General features: G+C 65.6%; 19 protein-coding genes. 4 read left to right on the top strand and 15 right to left on the bottom strand.

Going from position 1 to position 19979, the window contains the following annotated elements:
* Positions 1-101: 101 nt before the first annotated feature.
* The 10 genes from ACYCVF_RS03000 to ACYCVF_RS02955 all read right to left on the bottom strand — a co-directional run bounded on the left by ACYCVF_RS03000 (position 102) and on the right by ACYCVF_RS02955 (position 10872).
* Positions 102-455 carry a Rieske (2Fe-2S) protein gene (locus ACYCVF_RS03000; protein WP_459597055.1) on the bottom strand — a complete coding sequence of 118 codons (354 nt, stop codon included), beginning with the start codon at positions 453-455 and terminating at the stop codon, positions 102-104.
* Positions 427-1131 carry an ABC transporter ATP-binding protein gene (locus ACYCVF_RS02995; RefSeq protein WP_459597054.1) on the bottom strand — a complete coding sequence of 235 codons (705 nt, stop codon included), beginning with the start codon at positions 1129-1131 and terminating at the stop codon, positions 427-429. The genes ACYCVF_RS03000 and ACYCVF_RS02995 overlap by 29 nt, the downstream gene beginning before the upstream one ends.
* Positions 1124-1906, bottom strand: coding sequence for an ABC transporter ATP-binding protein (locus tag ACYCVF_RS02990; RefSeq protein WP_459597053.1), 783 nt, complete (start codon positions 1904-1906; stop codon positions 1124-1126). Before ACYCVF_RS02990 ends, ACYCVF_RS02995 begins: the two co-directional genes overlap by 8 nt.
* Positions 1906-2952 (bottom strand): branched-chain amino acid ABC transporter permease, encoded by a 1047-nt coding sequence (locus tag ACYCVF_RS02985; RefSeq protein WP_459597052.1) that lies wholly within the window; start codon positions 2950-2952, stop codon positions 1906-1908. Before ACYCVF_RS02985 ends, ACYCVF_RS02990 begins: the two co-directional genes overlap by 1 nt.
* Positions 2949-3821, bottom strand: a complete 873-nt coding sequence (locus tag ACYCVF_RS02980; RefSeq protein WP_459597051.1) for a branched-chain amino acid ABC transporter permease — start codon at positions 3819-3821, stop codon at positions 2949-2951. The genes ACYCVF_RS02985 and ACYCVF_RS02980 overlap by 4 nt, the downstream gene beginning before the upstream one ends.
* Positions 3822-3944: 123 nt before the next feature.
* Positions 3945-5099 carry an ABC transporter substrate-binding protein gene (locus tag ACYCVF_RS02975; protein WP_459597050.1) on the bottom strand — a complete coding sequence of 385 codons (1155 nt, stop codon included), beginning with the start codon at positions 5097-5099 and terminating at the stop codon, positions 3945-3947.
* Positions 5100-5174: 75 nt separating this feature from the next.
* On the bottom strand, positions 5175-6362 hold the full coding sequence (locus ACYCVF_RS02970) for a xanthine dehydrogenase family Fe-S subunit (RefSeq protein ID WP_459597049.1): 1188 nt from the start codon (positions 6360-6362) through the stop codon (positions 5175-5177).
* Positions 6359-7195, bottom strand: coding sequence for an FAD binding domain-containing protein (locus tag ACYCVF_RS02965; RefSeq protein ID WP_459597048.1), 837 nt, complete (start codon positions 7193-7195; stop codon positions 6359-6361). The genes ACYCVF_RS02970 and ACYCVF_RS02965 overlap by 4 nt, the downstream gene beginning before the upstream one ends.
* Positions 7192-9585 (bottom strand): xanthine dehydrogenase family protein molybdopterin-binding subunit, encoded by a 2394-nt coding sequence (locus ACYCVF_RS02960; protein WP_459597047.1) that lies wholly within the window; start codon positions 9583-9585, stop codon positions 7192-7194. Before ACYCVF_RS02960 ends, ACYCVF_RS02965 begins: the two co-directional genes overlap by 4 nt.
* A 9-nt stretch (positions 9586-9594) precedes the next feature.
* Positions 9595-10872, bottom strand: a complete 1278-nt coding sequence (locus tag ACYCVF_RS02955) for an amidohydrolase/deacetylase family metallohydrolase (RefSeq protein WP_459597046.1) — start codon at positions 10870-10872, stop codon at positions 9595-9597.
* Between the two features lie 158 nt (positions 10873-11030).
* Between ACYCVF_RS02955 and ACYCVF_RS02950 the strand changes: the two genes are divergently transcribed.
* Positions 11031-11525 (top strand): MarR family winged helix-turn-helix transcriptional regulator, encoded by a 495-nt coding sequence (locus ACYCVF_RS02950; RefSeq protein WP_459597045.1) that lies wholly within the window; start codon positions 11031-11033, stop codon positions 11523-11525.
* A gap of 256 nt (positions 11526-11781) precedes the next feature.
* The gene (locus tag ACYCVF_RS02945; protein ID WP_459597044.1) at positions 11782-13200 is read left to right on the top strand and encodes a cytosine permease; all 1419 of its coding nucleotides are present in this window, start codon (positions 11782-11784) and stop codon (positions 13198-13200) included.
* On the opposite strand, the gene ACYCVF_RS02940 is transcribed toward ACYCVF_RS02945, so the two are convergent.
* The 5 genes from ACYCVF_RS02940 to ACYCVF_RS02920 form a co-directional block, all read right to left on the bottom strand.
* Entirely contained in the window at positions 13162-14466 is a 1305-nt protein-coding gene (locus tag ACYCVF_RS02940; RefSeq protein ID WP_459597043.1) for a Zn-dependent hydrolase, read from the bottom strand. The genes ACYCVF_RS02945 and ACYCVF_RS02940 overlap by 39 nt on opposite strands.
* A gap of 7 nt (positions 14467-14473) precedes the next feature.
* On the bottom strand, positions 14474-15355 hold the full coding sequence (locus ACYCVF_RS02935) for an alpha/beta fold hydrolase (RefSeq protein WP_459597042.1): 882 nt from the start codon (positions 15353-15355) through the stop codon (positions 14474-14476).
* A gap of 11 nt (positions 15356-15366) precedes the next feature.
* A complete protein-coding gene (locus tag ACYCVF_RS02930) occupies positions 15367-16512 on the bottom strand; it encodes a pyridoxal phosphate-dependent aminotransferase (protein ID WP_459597041.1) in 1146 nt (381 codons plus the stop codon).
* A 7-nt stretch (positions 16513-16519) separates the two neighbouring features.
* Positions 16520-17299: an SDR family oxidoreductase gene (locus ACYCVF_RS02925; protein WP_459597040.1), complete on the bottom strand. Its 780-nt coding sequence runs from the start codon at positions 17297-17299 to the stop codon at positions 16520-16522.
* A 68-nt stretch (positions 17300-17367) separates the two neighbouring features.
* The gene (locus tag ACYCVF_RS02920; protein WP_459597039.1) at positions 17368-18006 is read right to left on the bottom strand and encodes a GntR family transcriptional regulator; all 639 of its coding nucleotides are present in this window, start codon (positions 18004-18006) and stop codon (positions 17368-17370) included.
* Positions 18007-18308: 302 nt separating this feature from the next.
* On the opposite strand from ACYCVF_RS02920, the gene ACYCVF_RS02915 reads away from it, so the two are divergent.
* Both ACYCVF_RS02915 and ACYCVF_RS02910 read left to right on the top strand, forming a co-directional pair.
* Entirely contained in the window at positions 18309-19172 is an 864-nt protein-coding gene (locus ACYCVF_RS02915; protein ID WP_459597038.1) for an ABC transporter ATP-binding protein, read from the top strand.
* Positions 19169-19960 (top strand): class II aldolase/adducin family protein, encoded by a 792-nt coding sequence (locus ACYCVF_RS02910; RefSeq protein ID WP_459597037.1) that lies wholly within the window; start codon positions 19169-19171, stop codon positions 19958-19960. Before ACYCVF_RS02915 ends, ACYCVF_RS02910 begins: the two co-directional genes overlap by 4 nt.
* The last annotated feature ends 19 nt before the right edge of the window (positions 19961-19979 follow it).

Here is a 19979-nt window from a genome sequence, read left to right as displayed (position 1 = left end):
TGCACAGTAGAGATGCCGTTGTTTTCAAAAGGCAAATGTCCGACGGCAGATCAATCCCGCCACCGCTTTGACTTGTCGGGCAAAACAGGGGCATGATGCCATCATCGCCCCGGCTGCCGCTCCTGCATCTCAATCCAGACTTGCCCGCCCGTGATCCGCGCCGGATAGAGCCGCAATGGCGGGCTCGGCCATCCCATAGTGATTGCGCCATCGCGCAAATCGAATGACGCCGCGTGGCGGGGGCAACGGAGCCGCCCCGCCGTCACCTGCCCTCGAGCCAAATCCGCCTGTTCGTGCGGGCACGCACGATCGCAGGCGACAACGTTGCCCTCGTTCCAGATCACGAGCAGGTCGCGCCCGGCGACGCGGACGATCGCTTCTGCCTTCAGCCGGCCGAGGTCGCAGACCGGAGTCCATCCGGCCCCATCATCCACCGAGATAGGCCTTCCGCACATGCTCGTTCTCAATCAGCTCCGCGCCGGCGCCGGACAGCACGATACGGCCATTCTCGAGCAGATAGGCGTGGTCGCACATCTCGAGCGCGGCGAAGGCGTTCTGCTCGACCAGCAGCACCGTGGTGCCGGCATCGCGGATGCCGCGGATGATCGCAAAGGTGCGCTCGACGATGTTTGGCGCGAGCCCGAGCGACGGCTCGTCGAACATGATGAGCCGCGGTCGCGACATCAGCGCACGCCCGATCGCCAGCATCTGCTGCTCACCGCCGGACAGCGTGCCCGCGGCCTGCCGGCGCCGCTCGGCGAGCCGCGGAAACTCCGCGTAGATGCGGTCGCGATCGGCGGCGATCTCGGCCGAACCGCGGCGGAGGTAAGCCCCCATGTCGAGATTCTCCTCGACGCTCATGTGCGGGAACACCCGCCTTCCTTCCGGACAATGCGCGATCCCGCTCGCCAGCACGCGCGGAGGCCCGGCGCCGGTGATGTCGATACCCTCGAAGCGCATGTGCCCGGAGCGCGGCGGCACGAGCCCGGAAATCGCGCGTAACGTCGTGCTCTTGCCGGCGCCATTGGCGCCGATCAGGGCGACCAGTTGGCCGGCCTTCACGTCCAGCGAAATGCCGCGCAGCGCGGTGACGCCGCCGTAGCCGCACACCATATCGCGGATCTCAAGCACGGGCAGCTCCATGTCCGAGATAGGCCTCGATCACCGCGGGATCGTTGCGGATCACCTCCGGTGTCCCTTCCGCGATGATGCGGCCGTAATTGAGCACAACGATGCGATCCGAAACCGTCATCACCATCGGCATATCGTGCTCGACGAGGAGGATCGTGATGCCGCGGTCGCGGATACTGCGGATCAGTTCGACGAACCGATGCGTCTCCGAGGCATTCATGCCCGAGACCGGCTCGTCGAGCAGCAGCATCGAGGGTTCTGCCGCGAGAGCCAGGGCGACGCCGACCAGCCGCTGCTCGCCGTAGGACAGCGAGCCCGCTGCATCGTGCGCGCGGCGTTCGAGCCCAACCCATTCCAGCAGCTCACCCGCCCGCTGCCGGAGTCGGCGCTCCGAGGCGCGCGCGCCGGGCAGCCCGAGGATCGCATCGAGCAACCGTACCTTGCCCTGGCGATGCAGCCCGATCAGGAGATTGTCGTAGACGGTGTCGTTGGGGAAAACGCTGGTGCGCTGGAACGTGCGGATCAGGCCGAGATCGGCGATCTCGTGCGGCTTCAACCCGGTGAGCGTGGTGCCCTGATAGATGACCCGGCCCGCGCTCGGCGTCAGGAAACCTGTCATCACGTTGAAGGCGGTGGTCTTGCCGGCCCCGTTCGGACCGATCAGGCTGACGATCTCGCCCTCACCGACGGTGAAGCTCATGTCGGAGATCGCAACCAGCCCGCCGAAGCGGACCGCAACCTGCTCGATGGTCATGGCAATGCTGCGCGCTGTCATCACGCCGGCTCCTTGGCACCGGTGTCGGCGAGAGCCACCGGCGGACGCTCCGCCGTGGCACTTCGCCGTCTGGCAAATCGCTGCACCAGCGAGGGAACGATGCCGCGCGGCAGCACGAACAGGATCGCGATCAGCACGCCGCCATAGGCGATCCATTGCGCCTCTGGCGCCATGACGGGACGCAGCGCGACCGGCAACAGCCCGAAGATCAGACCGCCGACGACAGGGCCGGCGAGCGAACCCTTGCCGCCACTCACGACCATGATCACCATGGTGACGGTGTTGATGAAGGCAAACACTTCGGGATCGATGATGCGGATGTAATGCGCATAGAGGCTACCGGCCGCACCCGCGATCGCGGCGGAGATCACCGCCGCGAGCGTCAGCGTCCTGGTCACGTCGATGCCGACGGAGACAGCGAGCGTCTCGTTCTCCATCAGCCCGCGCATGGCTCGACCGAAATGCGAGTGAACGAGACGCGCGATCAGGAGATAGGCGACGAGCGCCACGACCAGCACGAGATAATAGTTCTGCAGCTTGGTGCGCAGCGTCAGCTCGCCAAAGCCCGGCAAAGGCAGCGCGATCGAGGGAATACTGGTCAGCGCGAGCGGGCCTTGCGTCAGCTCGACCCAGTTCAGCGCGACCAGCCGGACCACCTCGGCAAAGGAGATCGTGACGATGACGAAATAGGCGCCGCGGACGCGGAACGAGAGCAGCCCGACGAAATAGCCACACAATCCGGCAAGGATAATCGCAAGCACGAAGCCTGCGATCGGCGGCCAGGGTTCGTGAACCAGGCGCACGCCTCCGGGCAGGCCGATATCGAAGCCGAGCGACGTCAGCGCACTGACATAGGCTCCGATGCCGAAGAAGGCGATGTGACCGAGGCTGAGCTGGCCGGTGAAACCGAGTAGCAAATTGAGGCTCATCGCACCGATGACGAAGATTCCCGTCGTAATCAGCGCATTCAGGAGATAGGGATCGCGCAGCCAGAGCGGCACCGAGGCAAGGGCTGCGACCGAAAGAAGGGTGATGATGATCTTCATCCGACGCGCTCCGCGCGCGCGAACAGGCCGGTCGGCCTGAAGATCAGGACCGCGATGATGATCAGAAAGCCCATGGCGTCCCGATAGCCCGAGGAGACGTAACCGGCCCCAAGCTCCTCGGCGAGCGCGAGGATGAAGCCGCCGATCACCGCGCCCGTGATGTTGCCGAGCCCGCCCAGGATGACGATGGCGAAGGCCTTGACGGCGGCGAGATCGCCCATTTGCGGGAAGATGACGTAGACCGGCCCGAGCAGAGCGCCTGCGGCGGCGGCAAGGCTGGAGCCGATCGCGAAGGTCGAGGTATAGATCAGGTCGACGTTGACGCCCATCAGCGAGGCCGTATCCCGGTCCTGGAACGTCGCCCGCATGGCGCGGCCGAGGCTCGTCTTGTTGATCAGCAGATACGTCACCAGGATCAGCAGCGCCGCGGCGGCGAGAACGAACAGGCGCAGCCAGGATACGGACACCGGTCCGAGCACCAGCGGCGCCTCCGGAAACGGCGTTGCCACCGATTTGGCGACGCCGCCCCAGATCCACAGCGTGCTCGACTGCATCGCGATCCAGGCACCGATCATCACCAGCATCGTGGTGTCGATGTCGGAGCCGCGTAAGGGTCGCAGCAGGGTCAGCTCGATCGCTGCGCCAAGCAGCCATCCCGCCAGCACTGCAACAGGCAATGCGAGGAAGAAATTCAGCCCGAGCTGTTGCACCACGATGAACATGACGTAGGCGCCGAACGTGTAGAGCACGCCGTGCGTGAAGTTGACGACGTTCATGATGCCGAAGATCAGCGTCAGCCCGATGCCGAGCAGCGCATAGGTGCCGCCGAGCACGAGCATGTTGATCAGATGCTGGAGGAATTCGCTCAAAGCCGTTCCCGTATGACCCGCGATCCGGCGAGAGCGGCAGTGTGCCGCCCTCGCCCAAACGACGCTACTGTTCGAGCATGATCTGATCGGAAAACCGCTTCACGCTTTTCCGGATCATGCTTGTCAAAGCGTCTTCATCTCGATCTTGCCGTCGTTGATCTCGATGAGATAGACGTTCGGCTGGCTCTGCCCGCTCTCCTTGCCCTCGGGGCCGGACTTGCGGAACACGATGTCGCCGTTGAGCCCCTTGATGTTGATCTGCCAGAGCGCGGCCTTGATCGCCGCGGGATCGGCCTTGCCGGCCTTCTCGATCGCAGCGGCCACGGTGCGGATGCCATCATAACCGCGAAAACTCTCGGTGCAGCCGGCGAAGGCGAAACCGCGCTTTTTCCATTCGGAGACGAAATAGTTGGTCGCTTCCGGGTTCGGCGTCTTGTCGGGGAACCAGGGCAGGAACGTGGTCAGATGCATGGTGCCGTTGGCGGCAGCTCCTGCCTGTGCGATGATCTGGTCCGGGTTCTGCGAGCCGCCGGTCGTGATGATACGCTTTTTCAAGCCAAGCGCAGCAGCCTGCTTGAAGATCAACGTCAACTGATCGACGGCGGTGGTGACGATGACGGTCTCGGAATCCGAGCTCTTGATCTTGGAGAGCTGCGCACTCATGTCCTGCGCGCCCTGATCCATGGTTTCGACGAGACCGACGGCGATCCCCTTCTCCTTCATCATCTTGCTGAAGTCCTCGGCGGTGCCGCGGCCCCAATCGTTGTTGATGACGAGGAAATCGACCTTCTTCAGCGCGAGCTTGTCGACGATGCCCTTGAACGCCGCGGCCTCGATCGCCGAGGGCGGGGAGATGCGGAAGATGAAGGGATTGCCCGTCGTCGTGATCTTGCCCGAGGACGAGGTCTCGACCACCATCGGGGTTTCGTATTCCATCAGCTTCGGCATCACCGCGAGCGTCAGGCTCGAGCCCCAGGCGCCCATCAGCACGGGCACCTTGTCGCTGGTGATGAGCTTTTCGGCGACGGCGGCAGCTTCCGTCGGGTTGCTCTTGTTGTCCTCGATCACGAGCTCGATCTTCTTGCCCAGGATGCCGCCCTTGGCGTTGATCTCGTCGGCGGCAATCTTGGCGCCGTTGACGACATAAGTGCCGGAGGCTGCGAACGCGCCGGTGAGCGGTTCATTGACGCCGATCTTGATCGTCTGCGCCTGCGCTGCGCCACTGACCAGGGCCGCCGCAAGCGCGCCGGCCGAAAACAGTCCGAGTGCTCGTGTCATGTCGTCTCTCCAAATCCCACGCTGTTGATGTCTAGTCTGTCCAGGCTTCGTCACTTCCGGTGTGCGAGCACACCGTCACCCCGCTTCCCTCCGGCGGCCAAAGATGCGGGCGATCCGCGCGCGCAAAACGTCCGACGCTATCGACCAGAAGCTCAGCTCCGCCGGAGCTGTCTGCCCCGATGATGCGCCGGACATCTGGCGATCGAGGTTTCCCGCGAACTCCGCGATCAGGCGCCGGGCGATATCCCGTACCAGGCCGGGCCGGCCGATTTGAGCCAGCATTCCCGTGAGCGTGTAGCCGATCGACAGCTCGACCGCGGTCGCCGCACCGCCTTCGAGCGGAAGCAGGCGATAACGTATCTCGCCTTGCGTCGCCGAATGGCTGCGGCGGTCGGTGCCGATGCCGACGATGCGTCCGGAGAGCGTCGCGGGATCGCGCTCGACGCGCGCAGCGCCCTCGAAGGTCGCGGCGATCGGCCCGAGCTTCACGCGGATCGATCCCTGCACGCGCTCCGGATTAGGCGGCGATGTCAGCGATATGCCGGGAAGGCAGGCGGCAATGCTCGTGATATCGTCGAACATCGCGAACACCTTTGCCGGCGCATGCGGCAGCGTGAAGCGCTGGTCGAGGATGGTCGCCGGGGTGAAATCGGGAATGGTGGCGCGTGCGACGCTCTCGGACGCCGGAGCCGGCACCGGGCCCGCAGGCTGCGGGTCGTATCGGCCGGATTCAGCTCGCCCCGAGCCGGCCGGACCAAGGATGGCCCTCCCGCCGTCGGCCAGCGGCGCGATATTGCGCGCGCGCCTCGCCTGGATCACGGACTGCACTGCCCGCACGATTCCGACATATCCGGTGCAACGGCACAGATTGCCGCTCAGGCCGACACGGATCCGACGCTCGTCGGCATCGGGCAGGCGCAGAACCAGGTCGCGCGCGGAGACCAGCATCCCCGGCGTGCAATAGCCGCACTGCAGGGCGTGCTCCCGGGTGAAGGCGGCCCGAAGCTCGGCGGTGACCTCGTCTTCATCGAGACCTTCGATCGTGGTGACGTCGGCGCCTTCGCAGGCCACCGCATAGGTGATGCAGGAGCGCGCCGGCACACCGTCGAGCAGCACGGTGCAGGCGCCACAGACGCCGTGCTCGCAGCCGAGATGGGTGCCGGTCAGGTCGAGCTTGTCGCGAACGAAATCGGCGAGGCTGGTACGCGGCTCGGCCGCCACCTCCACCGCACGCCTGTTGACGCTGAGCGCGATCGTGGTCATGCCGCGGCCTCCTGCACGGCGCGCCTCAGCACGGTGACATGGATGTGGCGCTGCGCGGCGTCGTCGATGCCGGCCTTGGCGAGAAGAGCATCGGCAAGACGGATGTCGAAACGCTGCTTGTAGTCCGCGGAGATCCGTCCGCCGAACAGCTCGGACGCGTCGGTCATCACGATCGGCGCCGCGTCGATTGCCCCGATCACGATGCGCCCCGAGCCGGCGGCCGGATCGATCAGCACCGCGCCGATGGCGTGGGCGAACTCGCCGGTCTTGCGACAGCTCTTGGCATAGCCCCAATGCGCGGACGCCGCTCGCGCCGGCACATGGATCGCCTCGACGATCTCGCCGGCGTGGAGGGCCGATTCCAGCGCACCTGTGACGAACGCCTCGATGGCCAGCGCGCGCGTTCCGGCAAGGCTGCGCAGCGCCACCCGCGCGCCCAGGGCAGAAAGCGCCGAGATCCAGTCCGCGGCGGGATCAGCATGGCTGAGCGAGCCACCGAGCGTGCCGCGGTTGCGCACCGCGCGATAGGCGATGTTGGCCGCCACGCCGCGCATGGCGCCGCGGGTCACGTCGGCCGCGCGACCGTCCTCGATATCGGCATGCGTGACCAGGGCCCCGAGCACCAACTCGCCGCCGGAAATCTCGGCGCGCTTGAGCTCGGCAATGCCGGAGATATCGATGACCAGCTCCGGCTGCACCAGCCGCAGATTGAGCATGGGGCCGAGCGACTGGCCGCCGGCGATGATCTTGGCCGATCCGCTGCCGGCCGCCAGCATCGAGAGTGCCACAGTGAGATCGCGCGGGCGTTCATAGGCGAAGGGAGCGGGCTTCATGCCGCACTCCTTTCGGCGGCGCTCGCGGCCAGCATAGCCGTGACGATCCGGTGGGGCGTGATCGGCGATTGCATCAGCTCGACGCCGAGCGGGCGCAGGGCATCGTTGACGGCATTGGCAATCGCGGCGGGCGGCGCAATCGCACCGCCCTCGCCGATGCCCTTTACGCCGAACTGCGTATAAGGGGATGGTGTCTCCATGTGGTCGAGGCGCGCGGCGGGAATTTCGGTCGGCCCGGGCAGCAGATAGTCGGCAAGCGTCGTCGCCAGCGGCTGGCCTGAAGCGTCGAACGGCATTTCCTCGTACAGCGCGGTGCCGATACCTTGCGCGAGGCCACCGTAGATCTGGCCGTCGACGACGAGCGGATTGACCAGCACGCCGCCGTCCTCGACGATGACATAGTCGAGGATCTCGACTTCGCCGAGATCAGGATCGACCGCAACCACCGCCGCATGCGCGGCGTAACTGAAGGTGCCGCTGTCGCGCACGGGCTTGTAGCCCTGCGTCACCTCCAGCCCGCCGGGATCGACATCGGCCGGCAGATCCTGCGGGCGACGATACCAGGTGCGGGCGATCGCCTGCAGGCTGACGCTGCCATTGACGCCGCGCACCTCGCCGTCTTGCAGCACCACCGAGGCCGGATCGTGCTGCAGCAGTTTGGCACCGATGCGCCGGGCGCGTTCGCCGAGCTCGCGGCAGGCGGCGGCCACCGCACCGCCCGCCATCACCATCGAGCGCGAGCCCCAGGTGCCGGTCGAATAGGGCGTCATCGCGGTGTCGCCCAGAATGATGCGGATCTTTGCGACGTCCAAGCCGAGGATCTCATGTGCGACCTGGGCGAGCGTCGTCTCCATGCCCTGCCCGTGCGAATGCACGCCGACGCGCAGCTCAAGGCCGCCGTCCGGCGTCAGCCGCGCCGAGGCCTGCTCATGACCCGGCACCATCGGAATACCCCAGCCGGAATAGACCGAGGTGCCGTGCGCGGCCTGCTCGCAATAGACGGAGACGCCGACGCCGATACGGCGGCCGTCCGCTTCACCCTTGCGCTGGCGTCCACGAATGGCATCGATATCGATCTGCGCCAGCGCGCGGCGCATCGCCTCCGGATAATCGCCGCTGTCAAAATGCTTTTTGGTGATGTTGTCGAACGGCATCTGCTCCGGCCGCACCAGATTGCGCAGCCGGACCTCGCCGGGCTCGAGCCGGGCCTCCGCCGCCACGAGATCGAGCATCAATTCCAGCGCGAAGCAGACACCGGTGCGCGCCACGCCGCGATAAGGCAAGATCGGGCATTTGTTGGTGGCGACCGAGAACGTGCGGCAGCGATAGGCCGGCATCTTGTAAGGACCCGGCAGGATGCTCGCGACCTGCGCCGCTTCGAGGCAGGCCGAGAACGGATAGGACGAGTAGGCGCCCGAATCCACCGTCGCCTCGCAATCGATGCCGCGCAACGTGCCGTCGCTGTCGGCATAGACCGTGATCCTGTAATGGTGCTCGCGGCAATTGGAGCTGGCGACGAGATGCTCGCGGCGATCCTCGATCCAGCGCACGGGATGGCCGCGCTGCATCGTCAGCCAGGACAGGCAGACTTCTTCCGGCAACAGAATGCCCTTGTGGCCAAAGCCGCCGCCGACATCGGGAGAGATGACGCGGATCTGGCCTTCCTCCATGCCGAGGCACTCGGCGAGGCCGCTGCGCGTGATATGCGGCATCTGCGCCGCGGAATGCAACGTGAGCTGATCGAGCCTCGGATCGAAGGTCGCGACCACGCCGCGGCCTTCGAGCGGCGACATGCATTGCCGCGCCGTCGAAATCTCGCGCGTCACCTTGATCGGCGCGTCGAGCGCGGCTGATATGTCGACCTCGTAATTGGTCTCCAGGAAGACATTGTCGCCCCAATGCTCATGCACCAGCGCCGAGCCCGGCTCGCGCGCCTTCAGCATGTCGTAGACGGCGGGCAGTTCCTCGAGATCGAGCGTCACGGCAGCCGCGATGTCCTCGGCTTCGGCGCGCGTCGGTGCAACACACATCGCAACGAGCTCGCCGACCTGGCGCACCTTGCCGGTCGCCAGCACCGGCTGCTCGGAGATCTTGAAGCCCGGCAGCCCCGAGACCGCGCGGATCGGCTTGACGCCGACGAGGTCGGCTGCCGTGAAGACGCTGTCGCGATAACGTTCGGGCACGTGGATGCCGCGGATGCGCGCATGCGCCAGCGGGCTGCGCACGAAGGCGACGTCCCGGAGGCCCGCGAGGCGGATGTCGGCGACATACTGGCCACGGCCGCGCATCAGGCGATCGTCCTCCTTCCGCGGCAGCCGTGCGCCCACGCCCTGCCCCGACCTGCCGGAAGGAAACTCTCGCTCGTTGCGCACGTCGGCGTTCTCCTTCACTGCGGGGCCTTATGCCGCGACGGCCTGAGGCAGGATCGGCGCAACCGCGTCGAAGCGCGTTCCGGCACGCAGGCAGAACACCGGCTGAAGCAGCCGCTCGGCGATCACCTCGTTCTTCTCGTTGTCCCTCAGCACGAAGCGGCCAACCTTCTCCGTGAGCACGGAGACATCGGCATCCATGCCGGCCTTGAGCGCCCCGATCTCGTCGCTGCGGCCGAGCATCCTGGCGGGATTGGAGGTGACCATCGGCACCACCTGCTCCAGCGACAGGCCGAGCGCCATCATCGAGCTCATTGCCTGGACCAGGCTGAACTTGGCCTGACCGGCAAAGGGATGATTCTCATCGTCCTCGTGCTGGTCGGGCGTTCCGGCCGGCGCGGGCACATGGGTGTTGTAACCGTGGATGTCGGCGCCTAGCGTCGTCGGAATGATGCCGGCTGCGATCGCCTTCTTCGCCAGCCGGTAGGAGAAATGGCTGCCGTGGCCGACATCGACTTTCAGGCCGCGGTCGAGCGCCGCCTGGATCACCGGATGCACTTCACCCTCGCGGTTGACGAAGCCGCCGGGATGACGCGTGAACGGATGCGCAAGGATGTCGCCTTCGCGCAGCAGCGGGATCACGCGCGTGAGGATCGTGTCGGCATCCTCGCCATTGGCGCCGCTCTCGGGCAGGCCCCAGAGCTGGCCGAAATGCACATAGACCGGCAGATCGGCGCGCTTGCCGATCTCTGCCGCCATTTCGATCACGCGGATGCCCCAGCGCGCGAAGCCCCCGATCTCGGCGTGAGCCTTGATGCCGCGCACGATGTCGAGATTGGCCGTTGCCGCCTTCACTGTCGCGTCGATATCGACGCCATCGGGGCTGTAGAGCTGCGGATAATAGTGCCCCTCCAACCCGCCGACGAGATAGGCGGACAGGAACGCGTAGACGCGCGAGCTCGCGGGCTCCGCAATGAAATGGCGAAAGCCGGGCAGCGTCATGCAGGACGGTCCGCCCTGGTCGACCAACGTGGTCACGCCCGACTGCACGCCGACCATGTCGGGATTCATGCCGAAGCGGCCGGAGACATATTGATAGACATGGGCGTGGGTGTCGATCAGCCCCGGCAACACGAGCTTGCCGCTGGCGTCGACGACCTCCTTCGCGCTGGTCGGCAGGATGTCGGAAGCGACAGCCGCGATCTTGCCGTTGCGAATGGCGACGTCCCTGATGCCATCCACACCCGAGGCCGGGCAGATCACGCGACCGCCTCGCAGCAGAAGGTCGAAGCTGGCAGTGACGGACATGGCGCTCTCCTCAATCTCGCGCGGGCGGCTGTGCGCCCTTGAATTACGAAGCATGCTTCGTATTTTGTCGTAAGCAAGCTTCGTGCCATGGTCTGGCGGTGGCGAGCGCAGTCGAATCGAGCTAAGCGCGATGAAGTTCCAAGTCGGGAGAGCGTGCATTGCGACAAGTGAAGAAACGGCGCAGCGGGGGCAAGCACCGGCCCTGGCCATTGTCCGAACGTCCGGGCTATCTGATCCGCCGGCTGCATCAGATCCATGTCGCGCTGTTTCAGGAAGCCTGCGGCGCGTTCGAGATCACGCCGCTGCAATACAGCCTGCTCTCGGCGCTGGCGGCGCGCGAAAACGCCGATCAGACCACTTTGGCGGCCGATATCGCCCTCGATCGCACCACAACGACCGGCGCCTTGAAGCGGCTCGCCGCCCGAAACCTGGTCGAGCGCGCCATCGACAAGGACGACCGCCGCGCGCGATCATGCCGCCTGACGCCGGCCGGTGCCGCCCTGCTGGTCAAGATCGAGGGCGCGGCGCGGCGGGCGCATCGTGCGACGCTCGGCGATTTGAGCCAGCGGGAACAGGCGCTCTTCATCGAGATGATGCAACGAATCGTGGCCGGCAATCCGAGCCGCGACGGCTCTGCTGCCCTGCTCGACTAGACGTCGACTGCTCAATTTATCATCGTACCGCTGTCTGGCAGGGCAACGTACTCCCACTCCCGTCAAGAGCTTCGCGCGGAGCGGTGTCGTAAACGGAGATCCGCGCGAGCGGTCGGCCACACCTGAAACTCAACGGCATTCCGGCGCAGGCCAGGCTCGATCCGACATCGGAACGAACCCCATCCAGGTCACCGCGCAACCAATGGCACGAATTATGCTGCGATGATGCGAAGCGTGCTTCGTATTGGGGGATGTCATGACGGATTCCGAACTTCGCGCTGATATTCACAGCATCGAGCCAATTCCCGACGCGGATCGGGACTCGACCGGGCCGCAGCAGATGTGGATCTGGGCCGGCGCCAACATCGCACCGGTCAACTGGGCGCTCGGCGCGCTCGGCATCATCCTCAAGCTCGGCCTGATGGAGACGATCGCCGTCATCGTGCTCGGCAACATCGTCGGCTGCGCGATCTTCGCGACCTTCACGGTGATGGGGCACAAGACCGGCGTGAACCAGATGGTTCTGAGCCGGTCCGCATTCGGGGTGCGCGGCGCCTATCTGCCGAGCATCCTGATGTTCCTGATGACGCTGGGCTGGATCGGCGTGAATACTTATTTCCCGGTGAAGGTCTCGATGGGCATCCTCGGCCAGTTCGGCGTGCCCGACACCTGGCCCATCGAGCTCGTCGTCATCACGCTGGTGATGGCGGTGCAGGTGCTGATCGGGATCTACGGCTTCTATGCGATCCGCACTTTCGAGAAATACACGGTACCGCCGACCATCGCCATCATGGTGCTGATGAGCGTCCTGGCGTGGACGCGGCCGGGCGTCGTCAACTGGAGCCTCACGACCTCGCTGCCGCCGGGCGCGCATCTTGCGATGCTGACGCTGCTGACGACGGCGATCGGCGTCGGCTGGGGCATTTCCTGGGTCACCTGGGCCTCCGACTATTCGCGCTTCGTGCCGAAGACCGTGCCGTCGAAGTCCGTGTTCTGGCACAGCTATGTCGGCATGTTCGTGCCGACGGTCTGGCTCGGCATTCTCGGCGCGACCATCGCCTCGACGACGCTGGACACCGATCCTGCCAAGATGGTGAGCGCGGTATTCGGCGGTCCCGTCAGCATCCTGGTCCTGCTGATGGTGCTGCACGGCCCGATCGCCACCAACATCCTCAACGTCTATTCGGCGACGCTGGCGGCGCTGAGCGCGGGGCTGAAGCTCTCGCGCTTCTGGCTCACCGTCATCGTCGGCATCGCCGGCTATCTGGTCACCCTCTACTTCATCTTCGCCCCATCCTTTGCGAAAGCGTTCGACAACTGGATGATCAGCCTGCTGTTGTGGATGAGCCCGTGGGCCGGCGTCGTGCTCGCCGACTTCTTCATCAAGCGCAAGGGCAAGATCGACGTCGCCGAGCTCTATCGCTCGCCGGAGACCAGCGCCTATGGCGACATCAACTGGGCCGGCATGATCGCCTTCTTTGCGGGCCTGGTCGCCGGGTGGCTGGTCGAGGACGGTTTGGTCGGCGCGCTGCAGGGGCCGATCTCGATCCATCTGCTCGGCGGCGCCGATTTGAGCTGGCTGTTCGGGATCGGGGTTTCGGGCCTCGCCTATCTCGCGCTCAGCAAGTTCGCGGCCTCATCCTCCTCGATGGTCGCGAGCAGCGCCGGCAGATAGCGGAGCGTCTTGAGCGACGTTCTGCGTGCCTGCCAACGCGAGCTCGCGCATCACCTTTGCAAGCACGGCCGCGCCGGCGGCAACATGATCCGGCTCGGCCCATTCGTGCTCGACATGGCTCGCGCCGTCGCGGCAGGGAATGAAGATCATGGCGGCCTTGCAGATCTTGGCGAGATGGCGCGCATCGTGGCCGGCTGCCGACAAGATGTCCATTGCGGAATGACCAAGCTCGCGCGACGCCTCGGCGATGCGCGCGCGCAGGTGCGGATCGAAGACGTTCGACGGCGCATCGACCAGCGGTTTCACCGTGACCGCGCAAGGCGCGGCGTTCTCATGGCAAAGCGCCGTGATCCGGGCCGCAGCCGCGTCCAGGACCGCATTCTGGGGATGGCGCAGATCGATGCTGAAGCTGACCTGCGAAGGCACCACCGACGGCGCATTCGGCACGACGGCAACCCGGCCGATCGTGAACTTGATGTCCGCATCGATCATGCCGATCTCGGCATGAAGCGCCGCGGCCATCCGCGCAAACGCCGCGAACGCGTCCCGCCTCTCTTGCTGCGCGAGCGTGCCCGCGTGTCCCTCCGCACCCTCGATCACCACCTGAAACGTCTTCTTGCCCTGGATGCCGGAGACGACGCCGATCGTGCAAGCGGCCGCCTCCAGCACTGGCCCCTGCTCGATGTGCAATTCGAGATAGGCCTCGATCGCGCCGCCAAGCGGCCAGCGTGGCAGATCGGGAAAAGCCCCGTGGAGGCGGTCGAGCGCCTCGCCGACGCTGACTCCGTCTGCATCCAGCGCGGTACGGATCGCCGCAATGTCGCGCTCGCCGGAGAAAGCCTCCGAGCCCATCATTCCCGGTGCAAAGCGGCAGCCCTCCTCGTTCATCCAGGACACGACGATGACGTCGCGCTCCGGCCTGTCGCCTTGTTCGGCCAGCGAAGCGACCGCCTCGAGCGCGGCCATCACGCCGACCGTTCCGTCGAACTTCCCGCCGGTCGGCTGGCTGTCGAGATGACTGCCGAGCAGGACCGCGGGCGCGGCGCGGTCGTGCCCGGCCAATGTCAGGAACAGGTTTCCCGCGGCATCCGTCGACGGCGTCAAACCCGCCTCGCCGGCCCAGCCGATGACGCGGCGCCAGGCGGCGATCTCGCCGTCACTGAGCGCCTGACGGTTGACGCCGCCGGCGGGCGTCGCACCGATCTCGGCAAGCGCCATCAGGCGGGCCCAGAGCCGGTCGGCGTCGATCAGAGGTCGGTGCATCATCGATCAGCTACTTCGTGCGCATGATCTGGCCCGGCAGCGCGCGCGGATCGCGCGGCAGCCAGCGTCCCGCCTCCACCCGAGCGATGAATTCGGCGAGCAGGGCGTTGAACGCGGCCGGCTCTTCCAGATTCAGCGTATGGCCGGTCTTGGGGAAGACCGAGAGGCCGCAGGCCGGAATGGTCTTCTTCAGGAAGATGCCGGGCTGGAGACAGTGATCATCCTCGTCGCCGACGACCACCAATGTCGGCACCATCATCGTCTTCAGACCGTCTTCGAGATCGTAGAAGGACGGCCGGCGCGCTTGCACGCCGCGCATGGTGTTGGCGGCCCCGCGATCGGAATGGGTGGCGAGGCGATCGGCGAACTCCTGCCAGCCGCGCGGATCCTTGTTCTGGAACTGCACCCGGCTCGCGCCGAGCGCATAGACCTTGGAAAACTCTTTCGCACCCTGCTTCTCGAAATTGTCGGCAACTTCGAGCGACACGCCGCGAAAATACGCCTCGAACTCCTTCTCGCAGCCGTAGCCCGCGCCGGCCACCGTGAGCGACAGCGCGCGCTGCGGTGTACGCAGGCCGAAATGCACCGTGCAGAAGCCGCCCATGGAAAGGCCGACGATGTGCGCCTTGTCGATTCCGAGCGCATCGAGCACGGCGACCGCATCATCCGCGGCGATCGCCTGCGAATAGGAGTCGATATCGTCAGGCACGTCCGACGGCGGATAGCCGCGCGCGGCGTAGGTGATGCAGCGGTGGCGCCGGCTGAAATAGCGTAGCTGCGGCTCCCAGCTGGCGTGATTGCCGCCGAACTCGTGGACGAAGAGGATCGGCGTGCCCTCGCCAGCCTCCTCCACGTGGAGCTTCACGCCGTCTTTGGTCGTGATCATCGTCATCGGCATCATCCCTAGAATTGCGGCGGCAGGTCATTGAGCGTGCGCGCCTGCGCCACCATCTCCGGCAGCAGATTGCAGAGCTTCTCGACCCAGGCTTGCGGCACGGAGGTGCTGATCTTGACGAAGCGGTCGCCGAAACGCTGCGTGTGATAGGTGCCCTGCCGGATCATGATGTCCTGCCGGCGAAAGCATTCGACCAGCGCCTCCGGGCGAATACCCGCCGCGATGGTCTCCAGGACCAGGAAGTTTCCGTGCGAGGGCATGATCGGCAGCGCCAGTCCGTCGATTGCGGCAGCCGCTTCCTGGATCATCGCCTTGTTGGCCCGGTCGATGCTGCGAACCTTCTTCATCCACTCGGCCTTGACGGAGAGGCCCGCCTGCGCCGCGCGCTGGGCGATGACGCTCGCACCGAGCACGCTGGTGGAGGTCTGCGCCAGCTCCTCGAACAGCTCAGGCGCGGCGACCAGCGCACCGATCCGCAGGCCAGCGAGACCGAGCCATTTCGAAAAGCTGGTCGAGACGACCGAGCCTTGCGGCGCCACGTGGAGCGCGGGCGTATGCCCGTCGGCAAAATCGCGATAGGTGCAGTCGTGCACCAGCAGCGCGCCGCAATCGCGCGCGATCGCCGCAAAGCTCTCGATCTCCTCTCGCGTGTAGCGAATGCCGAGCGGATTGTTGGGATCGACGAGATAGATAATCGCCGTGCGTTCGTCGACATTCGCCTTCAATGCCTCCGGCGTCAGACGATAGTTGCAAGCGGGATCGTAGATCGGAATCTCGATGACCTCGGCGCCCTGCTGGCGCGCGAATAGGCACGGCCATTTCCAGGTCGGATCGGTCGTCACCAGCGTCATGCCGGGCTTGCAGCGCGCCCGGCAGATCATCGCCAGCGCGGTGACGCCGCCCTCGGTCACGAGCGCTTCTGCGCCAGGCGTGCCGAGATCGGCGACGATAGCGGCGCGCAGCGCCTCGAAGCCGAGCGGCGGGGCATAGGCATTGAACTCGCCAGCTTCGATCGAGCGCAGCATCGCCTCGCGCACGGCGGGATGGCTCTCGATATGGTTGGTGTTCTGGCCGAGCCAGTAGAGTCCCGGCGTCGCCGAGAGCTCGTCGAAATAGCGGTTGCGGACCAGCGCCGCCGATTGCCCTCCAGACATCGGCGCCTCAGATCACCGAGCCGCGCGCGGCAATCCCGCCGTCGATCGTCACCACCGTGCCGGTGATGTAGCCGGACCGCGGCGAGGACAGGAACGCAACGAGATCGGCAACCTCCTCCGAGGTGGCCGGGCGCTTGCCCGGATATTTGTCGAACAGTTCCTGCCAGCGGCTTTCGTCGCCGAGCATGTCGATCGCCTTGCGCTTCATGATCTTGAGCATGCGGTCGGTGGCGACCGGTCCTGGATTGACCGCGACGACGCGCACGCCGTGATCGAGGCTGCGTCCGCCGAGCGCCTTGGTGAAGGACATCAGCGCCGCATTCCCGGTCGAGCCCGCGATGTAGCTCGCGTCCCAGTTCTCGCCGGAATTGCCGATGATGTTGATGATGACGCCGTCCCTGCCCTTCATGCGCGGATAATAGAGACGCGACAGCGTGATGTAGCCGAACACCTTGAGATCGAAGCCGCGCCGCCAGGCCGCGTCGTCGAGGATTTCCAGCGAACCGGCCGGGATGTCGCCGGCATTGTTGACGAGGATGTCGATGTCGCCGACTTCGGCTGCGAGTTTCTCCATCGCGGCCGTGCTGGACAGATCGAGCGCATGGATGGCGATCTTCACGCCAAAGCGCGCCTCCAGATCCCGCTTCGCCTGGAGCATGGCTTCGCCATTGCGGGCGGCGAGATGCAAGTGACAGCCCTCCGCGGCGAAAAGTTCGGCCACGGCCAGTCCAATTCCTTTCGACGCACCGGTGATCAAGGCGGTCTTGTTCGTCAGCTTCAGGTCCACTCCGGGCCTCCAGGATGCAACGAGATATACAAAGTCTAGCAATTTGCATACCAAGCACCCGGCAGCGCTCACTCGAAGGCGGCGAGGAAGTCCAGGAGGTTGTCGCCGAGCAAATTGACGTGGTCCCGCATCGCGCTGTGCGCCCGCTCCGGATCATGCGCGAGGATCGCCTGCATGATCGCCTCGTGCTCGCGAACGGTATCTGCGATCCTGTTCGGCATCCGCGTCACCCTGCGGCGGTAGGCAGCCACCTGATTGCGCAGCTTGCGGGTCTGGTCCGCCAGGAACACGTTGCGCGAAGCCTCGTAGATCGCCTCGTGAAATTCCTGGTTGACGTCGTAGAAGACGTCGATGTCCCCGGTCTGGCCCACTGCTACAAGACGTTGGTGAATCTCGCCAATTTCCACGCCCCAGGCCTGCGAGACGCGCCGGGCGGCGAGCCGCGCGCAGAGCCCTTCGAGCTCGGCCATGACCTGGAACATCTCGATCAGCGCCTGCGCCTTGATGCTGCGGACCGTCGCGCCCTGCCGCCCGCGCAGCTCGACCAGATTGTTGGCGGCCATCAGGCGGAATGCCTCCCGCACGGGCGTCCGCGAGACGCCGAAGCGCTGGGCGATCTCCTGCTCGTCGAGCCGGCTGCCCGGCTCGAGGTGCCCTGCCGCGATTGCCCCTTCGAGCTTCAGCCGGAGGCTTTCTGCGAGCGTCATGCCAGGACTTGCAGCCAAGGTTACGTGCCCATTTTTCGCGCGCCTGCCACCGGTCTGTGCACCAATATCCGTCATTATGTTTCTCCAAGACCTATAGACGTATACAAAACGGCACCAACTTTCCAGTGAACCGGCCGATTTTCGCGCGGTGACGCGCGCAACTCCCAGATACCCCGCCGCCAACTCGCAAATCTTATGCCTGATTTGCCGCGAAATCGCACTGGCACACGAGTTGCTAAGAGATTTCAACGCGGCCCACTTTCGTATGCGAATGGCCGCCGCCATTATACAAGGACATCCCGGTGCAGGCTGCCCGCCTCCCCCATCACGGACCGGCCACCGAAGCCCCGCAAGCGCAGCCGAAGCCCGAGCCGCTGCTCGAGTTGCGGGCGCTCGACAAGACCTTCGGTCCAGTCGCTGCGTTGTCGGGACTTCAGGCGAGCGTCGCCCCCGGCGAGTTCGTGACCGTCGTCGGCCCCAGCGGCTGCGGCAAGAGCACCCTCTTCAACATCGTCGCTGGCCTCGAGGAGCCGGACTCCGGCGGAATCCTGCGGTTCGAGGGCAAGAGCTGCCATGCCGCCGACCTGCTCGGCCGCGTCTCCTTCATGCCGCAGCGCGACCTCCTGTTTCCCTGGCGCAACGTCGTGGACAACGCCATTCTCGCGCTCGAGGTCGAGGGGATGCCGCGCGAGCAGGCGCGCGCCAAGGCGCTGAAGATGCTGCCCGAGTTCGGACTCGCCGGCTTCGAGAAGCAATATCCCAATCAATTGTCGGGCGGCATGCGCCAGCGCGTAGCCCTGATGCGCACCTTCCTGTTCGAACGCGACCTGATGCTGCTGGACGAGCCGTTCGGCGCACTCGATGCGCTGACGCGGGCGATGATGCAGCGCTGGCTGCTCGACGTCTGGCAGAAATACCGGCGCACCATCCTCTTCATCACCCATGACGTCGACGAGGCGATTTTCCTCGGCGACCGCGTGCTCGTCATGACGGCGCGTCCAGGCTCGGTAAAGCTCGAGCAGGTCGTCGATCTTCCCCGCCCGCGTCGGCCGGAGATCGTGACCGCTCCGGAATTCATCCGTCTCAAGCGCACGTTGCTCGATGCCATCGAGGAGGAAAGCATGAAGTCGTTCCAGTCCTCCATCGCACAGGAGAAGACGCCGTGAACGCGATGTCGGCGCGAGAGCCTCAAGCCCCGCCGCGCGAGATCGAGCCGGCGGAATGGGATGCCCGGATCAAGCTCGCCGCCTGCTATCGCATGGTCTCCAAGCTCGGGATGGACGACCTGATCTACAATCACATCTCCTTGCGCGTGCCCGGCCACGAGAACCAGTTCCTCATCAACCCGTATGGCCTGCTGTTCGACGAAATCACGGCGTCGAGCCTGGTCAAGATCGACACCGAGGGCAACAAGCTCGACGACACGCCGCACGCCGTCAACGTGGCAGCCTTCGTCATCCATGCCGCGATCCACACGTCGAATCATGATGCGGCCTGCGTGCTGCACACCCATTCCGACGCGAGCGTCGCAGTGTCCGGACAGGAGAAAGGCCTGTTGCCGCTCAGCCAGTTCGCGATGCGCTTCTACGACCGCCAGGCCTTCCACGACTACGAAGGCGTCGCCATCGACCTCGACGAGCAGGTCCGCCTGGTTCGCGATCTCGGTCCGCACAAGGTGATGCTGATGCGCAACCACGGCATCCTGACCGTCGGCCGCACGCCGGGCGAGGCCTTCATGCTGCTCTATTATTTCGAGCGGGCCGCGCGGATTCAGCTCCAGATGCAGGCCGCCGCCGCAGCCGGCGCCAAGCTGGTGATGCCGCCGCACGAGGTTTGCGAGAAGGCCGCGCGCCAGTTCTGGGAATTGCAAGGCGACATCCTCGTGCCCGGCGAACGCGAATGGCCGGCACTGATGCGCCAGCTCGACCGCGCCGACCCATCCTATCGCAATTGATTTTCACCGCCTGGAGCAT

The sequence above is a fragment of the Bradyrhizobium cedriense genome, assembly GCF_054602315.1.
This window is presented reverse-complemented; position numbering and strand designations above follow the sequence as displayed.